The organism is Polynucleobacter paneuropaeus (assembly GCF_003261235.1).
In the GTDB taxonomy this organism is placed as follows: domain Bacteria; phylum Pseudomonadota; class Gammaproteobacteria; order Burkholderiales; family Burkholderiaceae; genus Polynucleobacter; species Polynucleobacter paneuropaeus.
In genome coordinates, this window is sequence record NZ_CP030085.1 from 1,103,330 (window position 1) to 1,120,505 (window position 17,176).

Consider the following 17,176-nt stretch of genomic DNA (forward strand, 5'->3'; position numbering starts at 1 on the left):
TTCTAGCTCAAGCGAATTGAAGATCTATGAAATCTGAATTGAGGTCTTATTTTCTTGGATAGCGCAGTTTTAAAACCAAAATACTGAGTGCCAAGGCAAAGGTAATCGCATTAGCTAGGATTAAGGGCCACTTCTCAATAATGAGACCGTAGATGAGCCAGAGCCCTACCCCAAAAGTAAATAAAGAGTACATCCCTAAGGAGACTCCGGAAAGGTCACGGGTTCGCCATGACACAATCGCTTGGGGAACAAAAGCAAAGGTGGTCAAAAATGCAGCAGCGTAACCAATCAACTCTATTTGATGGGGTTCTAGGATCATGGTAATGGAATCGAGACAATCGTCATTAAAGTCCAAGTGTCGCTACTGTTGGTAAAGCCTCTACCGACCCCCGCCTGAAAAGGTAAAGGTCCATCATCACAATAAACTTTGAGAAACACTAACTGCTGAGTGTTGGGATTAGCAAGTGGACCGCTACCGATTTGGTTGTAGTTGGAATAGAACTCAGTACCCACAGCCCAATCTGGCGCTACTTCTCGTGAGATCCGGATTGCGGTATTGAAATCAGGTGCTTGGTGCACATAGGGCTGTGACAGTGGCTGATCAAAGATGGGGTTAATTACAAAGAGCCATTTATCGACATGCTTACCCAAAATGAAACGGGCTTCCCCGTTATAACGGGACTGCTCATACTGGGGCAAGGTATTCGAGAGCTCGACGTTGACACCAGCAAAAAAGGGGTAGCCTTTGTCTTCCATGATGGGCAGGTATTTCATCCTGACTTTGGCGCCAGCATAGTTCCATGTACCGCCACTCACGACAGAGTTGATATAAAAGCCTGCCTCTAAATCATGGCCTAAGCCATAAGCATATTCAGGAGTAATGCGAGTGTTGTGATTATTCATCACCTCACCTGGGTAACTCTGCGTTACTAAACCATTGGGCGTATTGTTGACATGCAACTCTAAACTTTGCTCACCCTTGGCATTAATCTCATCGTCATATACCTGAATCTCATCTTGCAATACGGCGTAGCTTGCTAAAGGCGCCAAGGCCAGCAAGCAGAGTGCACATTGAGAGAGAAAGCGGGCGCGCATCGACATGATGCGAGAGTTTAGCAACGAATCGATTTATTTGTTGAGGCGCCGCTGATGAAATAAAAAAGCCACCCGGAGGTGGCTTTTCTAGAGGGCTGATGAGTTAGCCCAAGGTGAACTTCAATTCACCCAACTTCTCAACCACGCTCACGACTACATCACCCTTCTTGAGCCACACTTGTTTATCTTTTGGATAACCCAAGATCACACCTTGGGGAGTGCCCGTGAAAACAATATCGCCTGGCTCCAGCGCCCAATAGGTACTGATATAGGAGAGCATCTTTTGGGTGTTGTGAATAAAGTCGGCAGTATTGGAGTTCTGACGAATCTGGCCGTTCACATAAGTTTGCACTTGCAGCTTATTAGGATCCCCTACCCGGTCAGCACTCACAAAATAAGGTCCAATCGGCGCATATTGATCTAAGGTCTTACCAATCATCCATTGAACACTGGGGGTCTCTAGTTGCAGATCGCGTGAGGAGAAATCATTCGAAGTGCAATATCCAGCAACGTAGTTCAGCGTCTCAGCCTCAGGAACATTGCGCATCCGCTTGCCGATCACAATGAGCAACTCAGTTTCGTAGTCAAGCTTATAGGAGACTTCTGGTGGTGGGATCCTCAAGATGCAATTGTGTGAGGTCAGGCTATTGTTGTATTTATTAAAGAGCGGTGGCACACGAGGATGCGCCATACCAATTTCATTGGCATGCTCACGATAATTGAGGCCAACGCAAACGATCTTGCCAGGATTGACAAACAGTCGGCCATAAGTAATCTTGGATTCATCCAAGTAAGGCACACCAGACTTATCTGCACCTGCGACGACTTTATTGAATGCAGCGGCATTACCTTCTTGCAATAATTGATCGAGGGTAATAGGAGCTGCAATTTTGAGTTTCTTAGCGACAGTACGAACATCAATCACGCCCTTTGGCGTGACTACACCCATGCTTTCAGTGCCATCAGCATTCATGATGGTGAGAATCTTGCAATTCTTCACCATTTCGTGGGGGCCGTTATAGATCTCTCCGCCCCACTGGGAAGTTGGATGTGCTGAAGCCTCTTGCATTAAACCCATTGTAGAAGCAGCTACGATTCCTGCACCCGATGCAGAAACCGTCTTCATAAATTGACGACGTGAACTCATACTATCTCCTGTAATGTATTTTTATTATTTGCTGCGATACATCTGCAAATATCTTACCGCACACTAGAGGGAAAAATGGGCTAAAAACGGGTAGATCAGGGTTTAACCTAGACCGAAGAACAATGCAATTCGGTAGGTAATAAAGGAGGCTAGATAAGCTAGGAAGAAAAGGTAGCTAAGCATGATGATGGGGATCTTCCACCCCCCTGTCTCACGCTTAACGGTCGCAATCGTCGACAAGCACTGGGGAGCAAACACAAACCAAGCTAACAAAGATAATGCCGTAGCTAAGCTCCATGTAGAAGAAATTAAAGGTACCAGAGCGCTGGCAGCATCAGCACCAGTGCTGGATAAGGCATAGACCGTTGCCAATGAGCTCACTACAACTTCACGTGCTGCCATGCCGGGGACTAAGGCAATACTGATTTGCCAGTTAAAGCCAATCGGCGCAAAGACGATTGATAAAGCATGACCTAACATGCCCGCGATACTGTATTGAATCGGCGCTCCTGTTGCACCCTCAGGTGGCAATGGAAAACTCGATAGCGCCCATAAGGCAATCGTCATTAGCAAGATGATTCCGCCAACGCGTCTGAGAAAAATCTCTGCCCGTTGCCATAGACTAATTGCAAGATTGCTCACTCTGGGCAAGTGATAGCTGGGTAACTCCATCATCAAGGCGTTGACTTTAAATTGCTTGCTGGTGAAGTGCTTAAGTAACCAAGCTACGCCCATTGCCCCAAGAATACCGGCCAGATAAAGGGCAAATAAGACTAGGCCTTGCAAGTCGAGATCAAACCATAACTTGGTATGCGGAATAAATGCGGAGATCAATAAAGCATATACCGGTAGACGTGCCGAGCAAGTCATCATCGGTGCAATCAGAATGGTAATTAAACGATCGCGGGCATTAGAGATGCTACGCGTCGCCATAATGCCTGGGATTGCACAGGCAAAACTCGATAGCAAAGGAATAAAAGATCTGCCAGATAAGCCAGCTCGACCCATCAAACGATCTAATAAATAAGCAGCTCTTGGTAAATAGCCAGACTCTTCCAGAGCCAGAATGAAGAAGAATAAGATCAAAATCTGCGGCAGGAAAGTGAGTACGCCCCCTACTCCCGCCAAAATGCCATCGATCAATAGGCTTCTAAACCAATTGTCTGGTAATAACTGTGTCAGCAATCCACCCAACCAGTCTAGCGAGTCTTTGATTAACTCCATTGGATAGACAGCCCAAGCAAAGACTGCCTGGAAGATAAAGAACAGTAAGACAGTCAAAATAATTGGGCCAATCACAGGATGCAATAGGACTGCATCTAAGCGATCACTGAACTGATCCGGAATCACATGATCCAAATTGAGATTTTTCAGAATGCGATGTACCTGGATATTGTCAGACTCGATATGCTCAGAATGCGCAGTAACCGTTTCATCACCCTCATCAATAGAGGCTTGCGCAAGTCCTGCTAAATTGCGCCAATCCAGATCAGCTAAGTAGGCTTTGAGATCATTGGCTCCCTTAGCCTGAATACCGACTGTAGAAATCACCGGCATACCCAACTCTTTTGCTAAGGCCGCTGCATCAATCTGTAGGCCTTGGCGTTTGGCGATGTCCACCATATTGAGTACGACGACACAAGGTAAGCCTAGACGCTTAGCAGCTAAGACTAAACGCAAATTGGCACGCAAGTTCATGGCATTGAGTACGCACAGAACTAAGTCGGGTCTTTTTTCTCCAGCAGCCCTGCCATGCAACACATCGCAAGTCACTCGCTCATCTAATGAGCGGGGATAGAGACTGTAAGCGCCTGGCAAATCCAAGATCCGAATCACCTTGCCTGAGCTAAGCGTTAAATTACCTTCTTTGCGCTCCACTGTCACACCAGAATAATTGGCAACCTTTTGTCGACTACCTGTCAGCAAATTAAATAGTGCAGTCTTACCGCAATTAGGATTACCCAATAGTGCAACCAAGGGCTCTTTGGCAAAGAAATGAACCTTGGACTCAGTCATGACGCAATCGCCTCTAACTCAATCAGTTTGGCTTCGTTCTCGCGTAAGGCAAAAGTGGAAGATCCGACGCGCACCAGAATGGGCCCTTTTCCAAAGAGTCCTTTTCGTAAGACGGTGACCTGCTCACCAATCAGAAAGCCAATATCCTCTAATTGCCCCTTTACTTCGGGGCTAGTTTCCGAAGCGAGAACGCCCTTGACCCTAAAAAGGGTATCTAAGGAAGCCTGATCTAGAAACATAAATATGGCACTTTTGTTATTTAATGGGAATGGTTCTCATTATAGCGATAAAGTGAGAATTATTCTCATCTAAGAAGCTTGGTCGTACCATCCCTGTTTGAAGTAATACACTGTCAGAAATACTAATAGCAACGAGATATTTATGTACCTACCCAAGCATTTCTTAGTCGAGGACCGCGGGATCTTATTGAAGGTCATGGGTGAATACCCCCTTGCCACTCTGATTGGCAATACAGACGGTGAACTCGAAATCAATCACATCCCACTGGTGGTAAGTAAAGATGGCCAATATTTACATGGTCACATTGCCAGAATGAATCCCTTAACCAAATTAGCCCAAGCAGGCGAGGTTAAAGTGACGGCAATTTTTCATGGGCCACATGCTTACATCACCCCTGCCTGGTATCCATCAAAATATGAGACTGGCAAAGTCGTTCCCACCTGGAATTACGCCGTAGTTCATGTGCAAGGTGTTCTGAATCTTAAAGAAGATCCGCAATGGATTCGTCAACATGTATCGCAACTCACCGACACTCATGAGCCTATCTATCAATCTGACTGGAAGCTCGATGATGCGCCAGAAGACTATGTCCAAATGATGCTCAAAGCCATTGTTGGAATTGAAATCAAGATTTCGAGTTTGGTTGGTAAATTTAAGTTGAGTCAGAATCGCACCCCTTCTGAATACGGTGGCGTGATTCAGAATTTGAAGCAATCCTCGCTCGAAGATCTGCAAGCGATGCTCAAGTTGATGAAGCAAGATTAAGATAATTTGGGAATAAAAAAACGGCTCACGAATGAGCCGTTTTTGTTTAAGCAATAAAGCTTATGCAAAGAGCTTCATCGCACTTAATACAGTCTTATAGACACCCCATGACAATGGGATGCCTACTGCGATCCAAGCCAGTAGAACTGTAAAGCTGGAGGTATGTTCATTACCACCGCTGCCAGTCACCACAGAGCTTAAAGCTTTTTCGTGGGCTAAGCGCTTCTCTTCAGCCAACTCCGCATCGGTCATGAACCACTTATCAGCTACAGGACGAATCAGCAAGTTACAGATCAATCCAATAACTAACATGCCAGTCAAAATGTACATCGTTTGGTTGTACACCTGGGCACGAGGCAAGCCTAAGCTTAACTGGTAGTCACGCATGTAGTTCACCACAACTGGGCCCAAGATACCTGCAGTAGCCCATGCTGTTAACAAACGACCATGAATCGCTCCTACCATCTGTGTACCAAACAAGTCGGCAAGATAAGCGGGAACGGTAGCAAACCCACCACCATACATACTTAAGATGATGCAGAAGGCACCTACGAATAAAGCCAAATTACCTGCCTGTGCACTACTTGGCACACTGAAGTACATTGCGGCGCCGAGCACAAAGAAAATAATGTAAGTTACTTTGCGACCCAACTTATCTGACAAGCTAGCCCAGAAGAAGCGGCCACCAATGTTAAACAAGCTCAAAAGCGCAGTAAAGCCCGCAGCAATACCAGCAATAGCGGTGAGCTGCGTTTTATCGAGTTCAGTAAAGGTTTGCTGAACACCAATCAAGCTGCCTGCAAATACCTCTTGCAACATGGGTGATGCCATACCGATTACACCGATACCTGCAGAGACGTTCATACACAAAACCATCCACACCAACCAGAACTGAGGGATGCCCCAAACTCTTTTTACATTCACGCTACGCTTGGCAATCATGGCGTTGTTAGTTTGGTTAGCAGGGGGAGTCCAACCTGCCGGTTTCCAATCACTCGCAGGAATGCGATAGCCAAAAGCACCGCACATCATGTAAACAAAGTATCCACAAGCCATTACAACGAAAGTTTGCGCAACACCAACACTGGTAGGAGTTGCAAAGTTTTTCATCAGCATCGCTGCTAATGGTGAGCCGATCATCGCACCACCGCCAAAGCCCATAATGGCCATGCCGGTTGCCATACCGCGACGGTCTGGGAACCATTTAATCAAGGTTGATACTGGGGAGATATAACCTAATCCCAAACCAATACCGCCAATCACGCCAGAACCGAGGATCATCATCCAGAACTGGTGTAAGTGAACGCCGAGTGCTGAGAAGAGCATGCCACCGCACCAACAGAAAGCGGCAACTACTCCAGCTTTACGCGGACCAGCGCGCTCTAACCAGCCACCCCAAATTGCAGCAGAGGCGCCAAGGAATACGAAGAACAAGGTATACATCCAACCTAACGTGGAAATTTGCCAATCGCAGGTGGTAGTAAAGAGTTGTCCAATAAAGCCTACATCTGCTGGACATTTAATTGCTTCTGTTCCGCCCTGAGAAACACCCAATGCTTTTGAAAGAGGTAACCAGAAAACGGAGAAGCCGTAAGCCATACCGATACACAGGTGAATAGCCAATGCAGCTGGTGGCACCAGCCAGCGATTAAAACCAGAACCTGCAATGGTTCTTTCTTTATCTAATAGATGGAACATTTTGTCTCCTTGTTATGCAGCATCTCCTGTTTATACTGCATCAACAAAAACTTTGCATTTAGTAGTTACATCCTTGTCATTAAATATAAGGGTTTTCCCGCACATGAACATCATCAAAACATTTTTTCTCGTTGTTCTAATAAGTTTTGCCAGTTGTGGCTTCACTCAAGAGAAAAGTATCGTGGTCTCCTCCACAACTTCTACAGAGCAGTCGGGTCTATTTAGTTATCTATTACCGATCTTTAAAAGTAAGAGTGGCATTGATGTCAAAGTCGTTGCAGTAGGTACGGGCCAGGCCTTAGATATTGGTCGCCGAGGTGATGCCGATGTGGTCTTTGTTCATGACAAATCGGCAGAAGAACAATTTGTAGCTGAGGGTTTTGCTACTAAGCGATATGAGGTGATGTACAACGATTTCATTCTGATTGGGCCTAAAAGTGATCCAGCCAAGATTGCAGGCGGCAAAGACATTAATGACGCCTTTCAGAAAATTGCCGCATCTCAGTCACCGTTTTTTTCTAGAGGGGATAAGAGCGGAACAAACGCAGCAGAGCTTCGCTATTGGAAGAGTGCTGGCATCAATCCTACTGGTGAAGCTTGGTACAAAGACACCGGATCAGGCATGGGCCCTGCCCTCAATACTGCCTCAGCTATGAATGCCTACATTCTTGCTGATAGGGGCACATGGCTCAGCTTTAAAAATCGCGGTGATCTCATCATTGTGGTCGAGGGGGACCGAAAACTTTTTAATCAATATGGAGTAATGCTAGTCAACCCCGAGAAGTTTCCTCAGGTGAAGAAAGTATTAGGTCAAACTTTTATTGCTTGGCTAATCTCTAAAGACGGACAGTCTACGATTGCTTCCTACAAGATTGATGGGCAACAGCTTTTCTTTCCGAATGCCAAAGTAAGCGGCAGGTAAGCATATAAAGAAAAAGCCCATCAATTGATGGGCTTTTTTACTTAGTGCGCTAAATTACTTCTTAGGTCTTACGAAACCAATTGCGGTGTCATCTACGAACTCAACAATGACGTCATCGCCTGCTTTGAATTTCTCAAGACCTAAAACACTTGGAGCTACTTTCACTTTTTGCTTCTCACCAGATGGGAGTGTGAAAGTCACAACACGATTGTTGTAATCAATTGCAGAAATCTTCACAGTCGCATAAACCGTATCTTGGGTTTCTTCAAATGGCTTTGCAGATCCTTTGCCAGAAACTACTACAGAATGTACGCCGGATGCACCTGGCTTCTGACCTTGACCTGCAGCAGTCAAACCAACCGCAATCGCTTGCGCATGCTCAACCATGAAAATATCGCCCTTCTTTACTTTGTCTAAATCATTTACAGATTTAGCAACGTTCATCTGAGCCAGATTACCGTTAGCATCTTTTAAAGTTACGATACGATTTTTGAGATCCACAGAGTCAACAGTTGCAGTCAAAATAACAACGTCAGCTGCCAATGGCATCATTTTGGCTGGCAATTGAGCAAATGCAGAAGCAGATACAGCAAGGCCAAGAGAGGCTAGTAAAGCATAGACAGATTTCTTCAAGATAACTCCTAAATAGATACGGGGTTTAAAAAGGCAAGAACGCCAATAAAGCGTTTTTCATTGTAACTATGATCTTTATGCAATTTAAGACAAAAAAGTCTTAATTGATGTTCTATATTGGTAGTAGTACTAGGCTAAGCAGGGATTTTGGAGAAAATCTGGTGATACTGATTAAGAGTTGGGCTGAAGCAGAGGTAGACGCCTACCGCATTCGGAAAACAGTCTTCATTGAAGAACAAGCTGTCCCCGAAGAAATGGAGCTTGACCTCTATGATGCGCAAGCCCAACACGCCCTGCTATATCAAAACTCACAATGCATTGGCACTGCACGACTGGTTGTACAAAGTGACGGCGCCGGAAAGATTGGTCGGATGGCAGTATTGAGCCCCTACCGAAGACAGGGTTTTGGTGGACAGCTGCTGGGGGCTTTAATTGGTTTTGGGAAGTCACAAGGCATTGCGCGTTTTGTTCTCAACGCCCAAATGGTTGCCATTCCTTTTTATGAGAAATTGGGATTTCAAGCCCATGGGCCTGTTTATGATGAAGCAGGAATTCCACATCGCTCTATGATGTTGATATTGAACCCTACTGCGCCATAAATGACTACAACTCCCTACACCTTTCGTGTTTGCTATTCCGATACCGATACTGCGGGCTTTGTCTACCATGCCCGTTATCTAGAAATCTTTGAGCGTAGCAGAGCTGCTTGGCTTCATGGTCTAGGCATCGGCCCCTTGAGGTTAGTAGAGGAATTCGGGATTCTTTTCCCCGTGCGCGAGCTCACCATGAACTTTCATCGTCCCGGACGATTGGATGACCTCTTAGTGATTGATCAAATGATTGAGCATCGCGGTCGCACTCAAATCGCGATTAAACAAACTGCCAAGAAGATCAATGAAGCCAACCCATCTGAAGAGCCTACTTTACTGGCCAGTGCGCTGATTCATTTGGTGGCAGTCGATACCAAAACACTCAAGCCAAAGGGTCTACCAGAGTGGCTATTTCCCTTAGTGGATTCAGTAGATTCCCAAAAGCAAAAAACCTAGCCTCATGAGCTAGGTTTTTAATCAATCAGAGTTAGCCCAAGAAGATTATTTCTTCGCTTCCATTGCTTCTTTATGAGCAGTAATTTCTTTACGACGCTCTTTGCATGCACCAGCAATTTCTTGCAATGCTTTACGAGCACGAGCAGCGGATGCCTTAACGCCCTTACCAATGAATTTTTCGTTTTCAGCGATGTAATTCTCAAAAGCGGCTAGCAATGTATCGTGTTGTGACATCTTGTCTCCTAATATTTAAAAATTGGTTCCCTACCCACTACGAAAGCAAGTATATCTCTATAAAAAGTAGAGTTATTGACAGTCTAAATAGGGGAAAACTCTTACAGAGTCATACCCCTAAATCCTCATAACTTATTGAAAAATAACCATTTTTTATACTAGTGAGGCTATTACGCAATCGTATTTCGGATAATTCCGATACCTGTCACCTCAGACTCCATGACATCACCGGGCTTTAAAAACTCAGGGGGATTTCTGCTGTAGCCCACTCCTGAAGGTGTACCAGTGGCAATAATGTCACCTGGTAGCAAAGTGAGGCCGCGCGATAACTCTGCAATGATCGCCGGGATTTTGAAATACATTTGCGAATAACTGGCGTTTTGTTTTTCAACCCCATTGACCCGACAAATCACCCGCACGTCTTTAAGGTCTACGCCACCAGCAGTAACTACCCAAGGACCCATTGGTCCATGACCATCGAAACTCTTCCCTTTAAACCACTGCCCAGATTGTCGCTTCTGTTGAACATCTCGTGCAGTCGTGTCGTTGTATGCAGAGTAGCCAAAAACGTATTCCATGGCGTTCTCTTCGGAAATATTCTTACCCTTTTTACCAATGACCAAGGCTAGCTCTGCTTCCCAATCAATCATGGTGGAAAGACCGCCATCGTAAGGAATCTTGTCAAAAGGGCCATTCATGGTCTGAGTACCCTTAGTGAAAATGACAGGCACCTTTGGGTACTCTTTAATACTTTTATCTTCGCGATTTTTTAGGCCTTCTTCGAAGTGATCAAGATAATTCCAGCCTACGCAGTAAATATTACTTTGGGGTTTAGGGATTGGTGAAAGCAAGATAATTTGGTTCACGTTTTGAGTGGCTTGACCCCTGCCCTTAAAGAGCTTGGCTAAATCTAATAGCCCTTGATTACCAGAGCCTGCTAAAGAGATCAAAGAAGTAGGATCAAAGGACAGCGTGAGTTTTTGACGGGTGGCTTCCGCAGGGATATCAATCACCATGCCATCATTAGTAACTAACCCCAGGCGGGATGTTGCACCCATGCGAGGTAAGTAGTTTGCAACTCGGTAACCCGCTTTTCCGGTCAAGGGCTCAACGACTACTGGAAAACTGCCACTAGCTGCCTCTGCAGTGCCAGATAGCATTAAGCCACTCAGTGCGGCACTACCACCCATCTTGAGAATATCGCGACGATTCGTATCCATACTGTCTCCTTTAAGGTTTTATCTATTGATATATCTTTAGGTAAATCTTAATACGAAACACAAAATCGTCAGAATTTCGCTATGCTTAGGGTGTGCGAACCCCGTTGAAGTCTCTCATCCCCCTTTTGAGTATCGCCATACTCTCTGCCTGCGGCAGGATCGACTACACGACCTGGAAGTGCCAGGATGTCGATGGACAGAAGCTCTCGATGATTATCAAGCAGGCGCAAATGATTGTGCCCAATACTACTTATATACATTGTGGCGCCCTCGGAGAAGTCACTTATTTCGACAATCAATGTCCCGCCCTCACCCAAGATGCGCAAGTGCGATTCATTCCTAGTGAGGGCAAGCTCAACATTGCCGATAAAGCATATCAATGCACAGCACTTTAATGAGGTCCCTGTAGATGAATCCCCTCAGCCCCAAGAAGCTATATTTAAGTAAATGGACTGCAGTACATCCACAGAATAAAGAGAAACATTTTTTAGTATCTAAAGTAATCTACTCAGATCCCGAACAGGAATTGATAGCAGAGTCGGTAGAGCTTGAGGCGGTCTTCAGTAAAAAGATTCGGGTCATTCCTTGGCGAGAGCTGACTGATAGTGATTGTTGGCTTCAGGGTTGGAAATAAAAAAGCCACCGTTAGAGGTGGCTTTTATTGAAGCATATTGCTACTTACTCTGGGCTATCAGTAGATTCTTTTGAAGCAGCTTTGGATTTCTTACCAGAAGAGGCTTTTTTGACTAGCTCGTCGAGATTCTTCTCGGCTGAGTCTGCAACCTGATTCACAATCCGACGGCCTTCCTGAAACATCTGCTGACCAGTAGTCGACATTTCATGGACAACCTTAGATAACTTATCAGCATGGGATGGCATTTTGCTTTCTGCATCTTCAAGCCAGCTGACTAATGAATGGCGCACCTTCTCTAAATGCTTTTCTGTCTCGTCGGCTGCGTTCTCACCTAAATCTTTGAGCAGGGATTTAACTTTTTTCTGATAAGTTGCCGCACGCTTAGCAGCTTCTTTTGTTGCCTCTTCTTGTAAATCTTTTAATTTACTGAGATCGTTCTTGGCTGCTGACTTTGCAGTAGCCATGGCATTTTTCATACTGTATTCAACTTCAGCAAGATGATGATCGCCAATTTCTTTAGCCGTTTCGAGTAATTTATGTGAAAAAGCAAAAAGCTCTTTGGCTTTTTCTCTTTGCCAGTCCTGAAAATCTTTTGGGTTCATGATAGTTTCCTTTTATTTACAACTTACCTGAAAAGTAGTGATCCTTCATCGACTATCCTAAACCCAAATGGAGGCGTGGGCAATCACCCCATTTACTATCGGTAAAATAGGGCTTAAACCATCAATTTCTCAGACCGCAACCCTCCTCACACCCTTAAATGCTTGATCTACTTGTAAATCCCAGTGCCTGGGCCGCCTTCCTCACTTTATCCGCCCTCGAAATCATTCTCGGCATCGATAACATTATTTTTATCAGTGTTATTGCCGGTCGCTTACCCGCTAGCATTCGTGAGCAGGTCAGAAGAATTGGCCTCCTTTTTGCACTGGTCACCCGCATCCTACTGTTGCTGAGTTTGTCGTGGGTGATGGGCTTAACAGAACCCCTCTTTGGCTTTTCTAGTCATGTGGTCTCAGGTCGGGATCTGATCTTATTACTCGGCGGCTTCTTCTTGATCTGGAAAGCCTCAAAAGAGATCTACTCTGAAGTAGAACTCCATCATGATTCAAATACGCCATCAGAAGCTGAGCAAATCAGCCCCAAAGAATCTATCCAGAAATTATTCATCACTTCAGTAGGACAGATTGCCTTACTCGATATGATTTTTTCTTTAGATAGTGTGATTACCGCAGTCGGTATGGTCGATGAGATCGCCATCATGATTGCTGCCGTGATTGTTTCAGTTCTGATTATGCTACTTGCTGCTAAACCGATCGGAGACTTTGTTAGCCGTCATGCCTCTATCAAAGTCTTAGCACTTTCTTTTCTGACCGTTGTGGGCGTAGTCTTAATCGCTGAGGGCATGGGATTGCATATCCCTAAGGGATACATCTACGTTGCGATGGCTTTTTCTCTGGCGGTCGAGTTACTCAATATTCGTGCTCGCGCTAAACAGCTTGCGCGCAAGCAAAGCCGCTAGCCCAAGCCCACTGAAAATTATGGCCACCTAAGTGGCCAGTAACATCAACGCATTCACCGATGAAGTACAAGCCTGGATGTGATTTCGCCATCATGGTTTGACCATCCAATTCTTTGGTATCCACCCCTCCCAACATCACTTCGGCTTTTTTCCAACCTAGAGTTCCTGCAGGCTTTACTGACCAATTGGTGATCAGCTCTTTTAAAGCGTTACGATCCTTTTTAGAAACCTCTGCCCACTTGCGTCCAAGTAAATTTTTCTGTTCCGCAAAGACTTTTGCCAAACGCTGCGGCAGAACAGAAGCCAAAATCGTCTCAGCAGTTTTTAAGCGGTTCTCTTCATCATTAAATAATGCATCACAGTTGAAGCCACCCGCTACTTCGACCGAGCCCAGCCAATCAATGTGAATGCCTTCACCTTCAGTCCAATAGTTACTGGCTTGCAGAACGGCTGGTCCAGATAGGCCTTTATGGGTGAGTAACAAATCTTCCTGAAAGCGGCAAGCACCATAGCGATCGCCTTTAGACCCTGAGCTAATTCGGACCGGCAAACTCAGGCCTGCTAATTCATTCAGATGATGAAAAGAGTCTGCCGTAAATGACAGTGGTACTAAACCTGGGCGGGGTTCAACCACATTCAGATTGAACTGTTTCGCAATATCGAGCGCATAAGCAGTTGCGCCAATAGCAGGCACAGGTAAGCCCCCTGTTGCCATCACGACTGCCTTGGATTTTTCCAAGCCAGTGCTGGTATTGACCACCCAACCACCTGACTCTTGAGTAATACTCAATACAGATACGGGATTGCGTATTTCTACTTTGCCTTTAGTGCATTCAGCAAAAAGCATTTGAATGATATCTTGCGCAGAGTGATCGCAAAACAATTGGCCCTGATGTTTCTCATGATAGGTGATGCCGTAAGACTGCACTAGCTTAATAAAGTCTTTAGCAGGATAACGTGCGAGAGCGCTCTTCACAAAGTGGGGATTAAGCGATAAGAAATTGGCTGGGCTGCTATGCTGGTTTGTGAAATTACAGCGACCACCTCCGCTAATCCGAATTTTTTCACCTAAGACTTCAGCGTGATCTAGGACTAGGATCCTCTTGTTGAGCTGTCCAGCTACCCCAGCACAAAATAGGCCCGCTGCACCACCACCAATAATGATGGCATCCCATTGAGTACTCATAGACTATTCAAACCGATCAATAATCTCTTGGGGCAGATTGAGTTTATGCATATGAATCCGCGTATATGCCTTCCGAAAACTTTTCGTCATTGAAATCATGACTGAGGCTGTCCAAGCAAAAGAAAATAAACCGGAAAATGCAATGATCACAGCAAGCATGCGCCAGCCTTCAGGCAAGGTGTCATCCATAAAACCAATCGCCGTATACGCGCTACCGCTAAATAGAACGCTCTGCGACCAATGCGCTATCAGCCCAAAGCTGTAAATGAATAGACCCCAAATCAAAATCTCAAAGAGATGGGTAATGAGGAGGAGGAAGATAGATAGGTAAAAAACTGTAGTAACTGCGGTATATTTTTTCTCTGCCAAATAGAGATAGGCTTTGACCTCATAACGCTTAGCAATCTGGAGGAGGCAAACCCCATGAAGAACCATGACAAGCATCAATATGGCGATGCCATAGGTATAGGCAGGAATATCGAGCTGCACTACGAGGGAGTTGGCTGGTATTTGCATCGTCTCAATATGTAAAGGTTCAAGCCAGTTGATACCATTGCTGAATGATCTGCCAGGTTTCTTCTGCGGTTTCGGTGAAATGAATGAGCTTCATATCGGTTCGTTCGATTACTCCGTACTCCGTCATTAAATTGAAGTTTATCGAATTCTCCCAGAAAGTCTTACCAACGAGGATGATCGGCAGTTGGGCCACCTTATGGGTTTGCATTAAGGTCAACACTTCAAAGAGCTCATCAAAAGAACCAAATCCTCCAGGAAAGGCCACAATGGCCCTCGCACGCAACATGAAATGCATCTTACGAAGTGCAAAGTAATGAAAGCGAAAACTCAAACCTTCAGTGAGATAGGGATTCGGTTTTTGTTCTCGAGGCAGGCTGATATTAAAACCAATGGTCTGATCGCCATTTTCAAAGGCGCCCCGACTAGCCGCCTCCATAATTCCGGGGCCACCTCCAGTGCAAATATGCAGCTTGTTATTGCTATTTGATTGGCTTGTATTGTATTGAGCCACTAGAGCGCCAAACTTTCGAGCCTCTTCATAAAAGTGGCTATTGTCAACAGCACGTTTAGCCTCAAATTGCTCTTCAGACGTCTTGGCTTGTGCTGCTCGTTTTTCTGCTTGATCATGACTAATAAAGCGCGTTGAGCCAAAGACAGTAATGGTGTGCTCAATACCGTGCTCTCGTAATAGGATATCGGGCTTCAGAAGTTCTAACTCGAACCGAATACCCATCGTTTCTTTGCGAGCCAAAAAGGCCTCATCAGCGAAAGCAAACTTATAAGACTCATCCGTTGTTGCTTCATGAAGATCCTCTTTATGAAGATTGAAGAACTCAGTAATTGTCTGGGAATTATTAACGGGGAGCTTGGGGCTCATTGATAGCCTTTAAATATCTAGTGCTTCCATCTTAATGCCTTTATTTGACGGCTTGGTAGTAACATCTCTACATACCCTTTGGCATCATTTATATCCATCAAAATCTTTCAATGCCTGACGCTACTTCCCCCAACAATCTCAATTGCTTTGCTTACATCAAGCGACTCAAGCGCGATCCTGCAGAAAGTAAAGCAGATGCAGGAAAAGTTGTACTTATTGGTGGTGCTCCCGGAATGGCTGGGGCAATTGTCTTGGCCGGAAAAGCCTGTCTGCATCTAGGTGCAGGATGGACCGTACTAGAAATGCTGGATGCCGCTTCTGCGCATCTTGTTCCAGAGCAAGCAGAACTCATGGTCCGCTTCGCTAAGCCAGATGCTGCTATTGAGCTTGCAGAGTTAAAACCAGACTGTATTGCGATTGGTCCAGGTCTCGGAAACTCCTTAGCTGCCATGGATTGGCTCACAGCGGTATTAGCCTACCCTGCTATTCCACTCATCATTGATGCAGATGCGCTCAATCTGATTAGTCAAAATGAGACCTTATTGCAACGCTTACGGAATCGTAATCAAGCTTTTCCGCTCTTAACGGTTTTAACGCCTCACCCCGGAGAAGCGGCCAGACTCTTGAACTCCACTGGCACGCAAGTACAAGATGATCGGATCGCATCTATCAGGGCCTTGGTAGAACTGACTCGGTCGATAGTGATTCTGAAAGGTCAGCACACGCTGATTGCTTCACCTGCAAATACGCCTTTGCAATGCTTACAGGGCAATGCGGGTATGGCTACTGGCGGTATGGGTGATGTTTTGACAGGAAGCATTGCTGCGCTGGCTGCGCAGGGCATTCGACATGAATTAGACTTGTGGGAAGCGAGCTGCCTAGCGGTTGAGTTACACGCTAGCGCAGCGGATGCTTTAGTCAATCAAGGTGTTGGGCCGATTGGCCTGACACCCACCGAACTCATTTTAGAAATGAGATCGGTGCTAAATCAAAATTACTGAGCAGCGGCTTCTGCTGCTTTAGCTTTTTTCTTAGCCTTCTTGGCTTTTTTGTCTGCCTTCTTCTTCGCTTTCTTGGCTTTCTTTTCTGCTTTAGCAGCAGCCTTGTCTTGCGCTGGCGTTGTTGCTGCAGGCATTGCCGCTGGTGCTGTAGCTGGAGCTGCTGCAGGTGCAGGAGCTGGTGCTGGATCTGCAGCCAAAACCATCATTGGGGTTAAACCGATTGAAGCAGCAACTAAAGTAGCTAAGGCTAGGCGGAAAGTGCGAGTCATGAGAAATCTCCAAACAAGTAAGCGATGAATCAATCATACCTAATAAATCAACAAATATGCCAATTTGCGGGTTTTGGATAGGGTTTGGCTCTTGCAATAGCGGCAGAACAAATAAAAAAGGCCATCCTAAGATGACCTTTTTATCTTTACAGCTAGCC

22 protein-coding genes are annotated in these 17,176 nt (G+C 45.5%); 8 read left to right on the top strand and 14 right to left on the bottom strand.

Features of this window, described 5'->3' with window-relative positions:
* Nucleotides 1-46: 46 nt before the first annotated feature.
* The 5 genes from Pas1_RS05790 to Pas1_RS05810 all read right to left on the bottom strand — a co-directional run bounded on the left by Pas1_RS05790 (nucleotide 47) and on the right by Pas1_RS05810 (nucleotide 4,497).
* On the bottom strand, nucleotides 47-319 hold the full coding sequence (locus Pas1_RS05790; RefSeq protein WP_112209102.1) for a SemiSWEET transporter: 273 nt from the start codon (nucleotides 317-319) through the stop codon (nucleotides 47-49).
* Nucleotides 316-1,095 carry a hypothetical protein gene (locus Pas1_RS05795; protein WP_225971590.1) on the bottom strand — a complete coding sequence of 260 codons (780 nt, stop codon included), beginning with the start codon at nucleotides 1,093-1,095 and terminating at the stop codon, nucleotides 316-318. Before Pas1_RS05795 ends, Pas1_RS05790 begins: the two co-directional genes overlap by 4 nt.
* Nucleotides 1,096-1,198: 103 nt before the next feature.
* Nucleotides 1,199-2,242: a fumarylacetoacetate hydrolase family protein gene (locus Pas1_RS05800; RefSeq protein ID WP_112209100.1), complete on the bottom strand. Its 1,044-nt coding sequence runs from the start codon at nucleotides 2,240-2,242 to the stop codon at nucleotides 1,199-1,201.
* A gap of 102 nt (nucleotides 2,243-2,344) precedes the next feature.
* Entirely contained in the window at nucleotides 2,345-4,258 is a 1,914-nt protein-coding gene (feoB, locus tag Pas1_RS05805) for a ferrous iron transporter B (protein ID WP_112294746.1), read from the bottom strand.
* Nucleotides 4,255-4,497 (bottom strand): FeoA family protein, encoded by a 243-nt coding sequence (locus Pas1_RS05810; RefSeq protein WP_112209098.1) that lies wholly within the window; start codon nucleotides 4,495-4,497, stop codon nucleotides 4,255-4,257. Before Pas1_RS05810 ends, feoB begins: the two co-directional genes overlap by 4 nt.
* Nucleotides 4,498-4,639: 142 nt before the next feature.
* Between Pas1_RS05810 and Pas1_RS05815 the strand changes: the two genes are divergently transcribed.
* Complete coding sequence (locus Pas1_RS05815; RefSeq protein WP_112203701.1) at nucleotides 4,640-5,263, top strand: FMN-binding negative transcriptional regulator; 624 nt, start codon at nucleotides 4,640-4,642, stop codon at nucleotides 5,261-5,263.
* 60 nt (nucleotides 5,264-5,323) lie between these two features.
* On the opposite strand, the gene Pas1_RS05820 is transcribed toward Pas1_RS05815, so the two are convergent.
* On the bottom strand, nucleotides 5,324-6,961 hold the full coding sequence (locus Pas1_RS05820; RefSeq protein ID WP_112294747.1) for an OFA family MFS transporter: 1,638 nt from the start codon (nucleotides 6,959-6,961) through the stop codon (nucleotides 5,324-5,326).
* 103 nt (nucleotides 6,962-7,064) lie between these two features.
* On the opposite strand from Pas1_RS05820, the gene Pas1_RS05825 reads away from it, so the two are divergent.
* Nucleotides 7,065-7,883, top strand: a complete 819-nt coding sequence (locus Pas1_RS05825) for a substrate-binding domain-containing protein (RefSeq protein WP_112294748.1) — start codon at nucleotides 7,065-7,067, stop codon at nucleotides 7,881-7,883.
* A 54-nt stretch (nucleotides 7,884-7,937) separates the two neighbouring features.
* Here the strand turns inward: Pas1_RS05825 and Pas1_RS05830 are convergent, their stop codons facing one another.
* Nucleotides 7,938-8,516 (bottom strand): hypothetical protein, encoded by a 579-nt coding sequence (locus Pas1_RS05830; protein ID WP_112294749.1) that lies wholly within the window; start codon nucleotides 8,514-8,516, stop codon nucleotides 7,938-7,940.
* Between the two features lie 161 nt (nucleotides 8,517-8,677).
* Between Pas1_RS05830 and Pas1_RS05835 the strand changes: the two genes are divergently transcribed.
* Both Pas1_RS05835 and Pas1_RS05840 read left to right on the top strand, forming a co-directional pair.
* A complete protein-coding gene (locus Pas1_RS05835) occupies nucleotides 8,678-9,115 on the top strand; it encodes a GNAT family N-acetyltransferase (RefSeq protein WP_112295180.1) in 438 nt (145 codons plus the stop codon).
* Nucleotides 9,116-9,562 (top strand): hotdog domain-containing protein, encoded by a 447-nt coding sequence (locus tag Pas1_RS05840; protein WP_112294750.1) that lies wholly within the window; start codon nucleotides 9,116-9,118, stop codon nucleotides 9,560-9,562.
* Nucleotides 9,563-9,607: 45 nt separating this feature from the next.
* Here Pas1_RS05840 and Pas1_RS05845 read toward each other — a convergent pair whose 3' ends face one another.
* Together Pas1_RS05845 and Pas1_RS05850 are read right to left on the bottom strand one after the other, a co-directional pair.
* The gene (locus Pas1_RS05845; protein WP_112203691.1) at nucleotides 9,608-9,796 is read right to left on the bottom strand and encodes a hypothetical protein; all 189 of its coding nucleotides are present in this window, start codon (nucleotides 9,794-9,796) and stop codon (nucleotides 9,608-9,610) included.
* Nucleotides 9,797-9,966: 170 nt separating this feature from the next.
* Nucleotides 9,967-11,016 (bottom strand): fumarylacetoacetate hydrolase family protein, encoded by a 1,050-nt coding sequence (locus Pas1_RS05850; RefSeq protein WP_112209092.1) that lies wholly within the window; start codon nucleotides 11,014-11,016, stop codon nucleotides 9,967-9,969.
* A gap of 125 nt (nucleotides 11,017-11,141) precedes the next feature.
* Here Pas1_RS05850 and Pas1_RS05855 point away from each other — a divergent pair, with 125 nt between their 5' ends.
* A complete protein-coding gene (locus Pas1_RS05855) occupies nucleotides 11,142-11,411 on the top strand; it encodes a hypothetical protein (protein ID WP_136625605.1) in 270 nt (89 codons plus the stop codon).
* Between the two features lie 14 nt (nucleotides 11,412-11,425).
* A complete protein-coding gene (locus Pas1_RS05860; protein WP_112294752.1) occupies nucleotides 11,426-11,650 on the top strand; it encodes a TIGR02450 family Trp-rich protein in 225 nt (74 codons plus the stop codon).
* 44 nt (nucleotides 11,651-11,694) lie between these two features.
* Here the strand turns inward: Pas1_RS05860 and Pas1_RS05865 are convergent, their stop codons facing one another.
* On the bottom strand, nucleotides 11,695-12,252 hold the full coding sequence (locus Pas1_RS05865) for a phasin family protein (RefSeq protein WP_112294753.1): 558 nt from the start codon (nucleotides 12,250-12,252) through the stop codon (nucleotides 11,695-11,697).
* Between the two features lie 158 nt (nucleotides 12,253-12,410).
* Between Pas1_RS05865 and Pas1_RS05870 the strand changes: the two genes are divergently transcribed.
* The gene (locus Pas1_RS05870) at nucleotides 12,411-13,169 is read left to right on the top strand and encodes a TerC family protein (RefSeq protein ID WP_112209088.1); all 759 of its coding nucleotides are present in this window, start codon (nucleotides 12,411-12,413) and stop codon (nucleotides 13,167-13,169) included.
* Here Pas1_RS05870 and Pas1_RS05875 read toward each other — a convergent pair.
* Genes Pas1_RS05875 through Pas1_RS05885 form a run of 3 tightly spaced genes read right to left on the bottom strand, consistent with a single transcriptional unit; the run spans nucleotide 13,138 to nucleotide 15,748 of the window.
* On the bottom strand, nucleotides 13,138-14,355 hold the full coding sequence (locus Pas1_RS05875) for a BaiN/RdsA family NAD(P)/FAD-dependent oxidoreductase (RefSeq protein WP_112294754.1): 1,218 nt from the start codon (nucleotides 14,353-14,355) through the stop codon (nucleotides 13,138-13,140). The two genes, Pas1_RS05870 and Pas1_RS05875, sit on opposite strands and share 32 nt — an antisense overlap.
* A gap of 3 nt (nucleotides 14,356-14,358) precedes the next feature.
* A complete protein-coding gene (locus Pas1_RS05880) occupies nucleotides 14,359-14,871 on the bottom strand; it encodes an ion channel (protein ID WP_112209086.1) in 513 nt (170 codons plus the stop codon).
* A gap of 19 nt (nucleotides 14,872-14,890) precedes the next feature.
* Complete coding sequence (locus Pas1_RS05885) at nucleotides 14,891-15,748, bottom strand: LOG family protein (protein WP_112294755.1); 858 nt, start codon at nucleotides 15,746-15,748, stop codon at nucleotides 14,891-14,893.
* A gap of 110 nt (nucleotides 15,749-15,858) precedes the next feature.
* On the opposite strand from Pas1_RS05885, the gene Pas1_RS05890 reads away from it, so the two are divergent.
* Complete coding sequence (locus tag Pas1_RS05890; protein WP_112294756.1) at nucleotides 15,859-16,749, top strand: NAD(P)H-hydrate dehydratase; 891 nt, start codon at nucleotides 15,859-15,861, stop codon at nucleotides 16,747-16,749.
* On the opposite strand, the gene Pas1_RS05895 is transcribed toward Pas1_RS05890, so the two are convergent.
* On the bottom strand, nucleotides 16,743-17,018 hold the full coding sequence (locus Pas1_RS05895; protein WP_112209083.1) for a protein tyrosine phosphatase: 276 nt from the start codon (nucleotides 17,016-17,018) through the stop codon (nucleotides 16,743-16,745). The genes Pas1_RS05890 and Pas1_RS05895 overlap by 7 nt on opposite strands.
* Between the last annotated feature and the right edge of the window lie 158 nt (nucleotides 17,019-17,176).

What these genes read in the sequence shown, in the direction of transcription:
- Pas1_RS05860 (WP_112294752.1), top strand. Translation starts at nt 11,426, where the DNA reads ATGAATCCCCTCAGCCCCAAGAAGCTATATTTAAGTAAATGGACTGCA.
- feoB (WP_112294746.1), bottom strand. Translation starts at nt 4,258, where the DNA reads ATGACTGAGTCCAAGGTTCATTTCTTTGCCAAAGAGCCCTTGGTTGCA.
- Pas1_RS05890 (WP_112294756.1), top strand. Translation starts at nt 15,859, where the DNA reads ATGCCTGACGCTACTTCCCCCAACAATCTCAATTGCTTTGCTTACATC.
- Pas1_RS05825 (WP_112294748.1), top strand. Translation starts at nt 7,065, where the DNA reads ATGAACATCATCAAAACATTTTTTCTCGTTGTTCTAATAAGTTTTGCC.
- Pas1_RS05875 (WP_112294754.1), bottom strand. Translation starts at nt 14,355, where the DNA reads ATGAGTACTCAATGGGATGCCATCATTATTGGTGGTGGTGCAGCGGGC.
- Pas1_RS05850 (WP_112209092.1), bottom strand. Translation starts at nt 11,016, where the DNA reads ATGGATACGAATCGTCGCGATATTCTCAAGATGGGTGGTAGTGCCGCA.
- Pas1_RS05885 (WP_112294755.1), bottom strand. Translation starts at nt 15,748, where the DNA reads ATGAGCCCCAAGCTCCCCGTTAATAATTCCCAGACAATTACTGAGTTC.
- Pas1_RS05845 (WP_112203691.1), bottom strand. Translation starts at nt 9,796, where the DNA reads ATGTCACAACACGATACATTGCTAGCCGCTTTTGAGAATTACATCGCT.
- Pas1_RS05820 (WP_112294747.1), bottom strand. Translation starts at nt 6,961, where the DNA reads ATGTTCCATCTATTAGATAAAGAAAGAACCATTGCAGGTTCTGGTTTT.
- Pas1_RS05815 (WP_112203701.1), top strand. Translation starts at nt 4,640, where the DNA reads ATGTACCTACCCAAGCATTTCTTAGTCGAGGACCGCGGGATCTTATTG.
- Pas1_RS05840 (WP_112294750.1), top strand. Translation starts at nt 9,116, where the DNA reads ATGACTACAACTCCCTACACCTTTCGTGTTTGCTATTCCGATACCGAT.
- Pas1_RS05800 (WP_112209100.1), bottom strand. Translation starts at nt 2,242, where the DNA reads ATGAGTTCACGTCGTCAATTTATGAAGACGGTTTCTGCATCGGGTGCA.
- Pas1_RS05810 (WP_112209098.1), bottom strand. Translation starts at nt 4,497, where the DNA reads ATGTTTCTAGATCAGGCTTCCTTAGATACCCTTTTTAGGGTCAAGGGC.
- Pas1_RS05870 (WP_112209088.1), top strand. Translation starts at nt 12,411, where the DNA reads ATGCTTGATCTACTTGTAAATCCCAGTGCCTGGGCCGCCTTCCTCACT.
- Pas1_RS05880 (WP_112209086.1), bottom strand. Translation starts at nt 14,871, where the DNA reads ATGCAAATACCAGCCAACTCCCTCGTAGTGCAGCTCGATATTCCTGCC.
- Pas1_RS05795 (WP_225971590.1), bottom strand. Translation starts at nt 1,095, where the DNA reads ATGCGCGCCCGCTTTCTCTCTCAATGTGCACTCTGCTTGCTGGCCTTG.
- Pas1_RS05895 (WP_112209083.1), bottom strand. Translation starts at nt 17,018, where the DNA reads ATGACTCGCACTTTCCGCCTAGCCTTAGCTACTTTAGTTGCTGCTTCA.
- Pas1_RS05865 (WP_112294753.1), bottom strand. Translation starts at nt 12,252, where the DNA reads ATGAACCCAAAAGATTTTCAGGACTGGCAAAGAGAAAAAGCCAAAGAG.
- Pas1_RS05790 (WP_112209102.1), bottom strand. Translation starts at nt 319, where the DNA reads ATGATCCTAGAACCCCATCAAATAGAGTTGATTGGTTACGCTGCTGCA.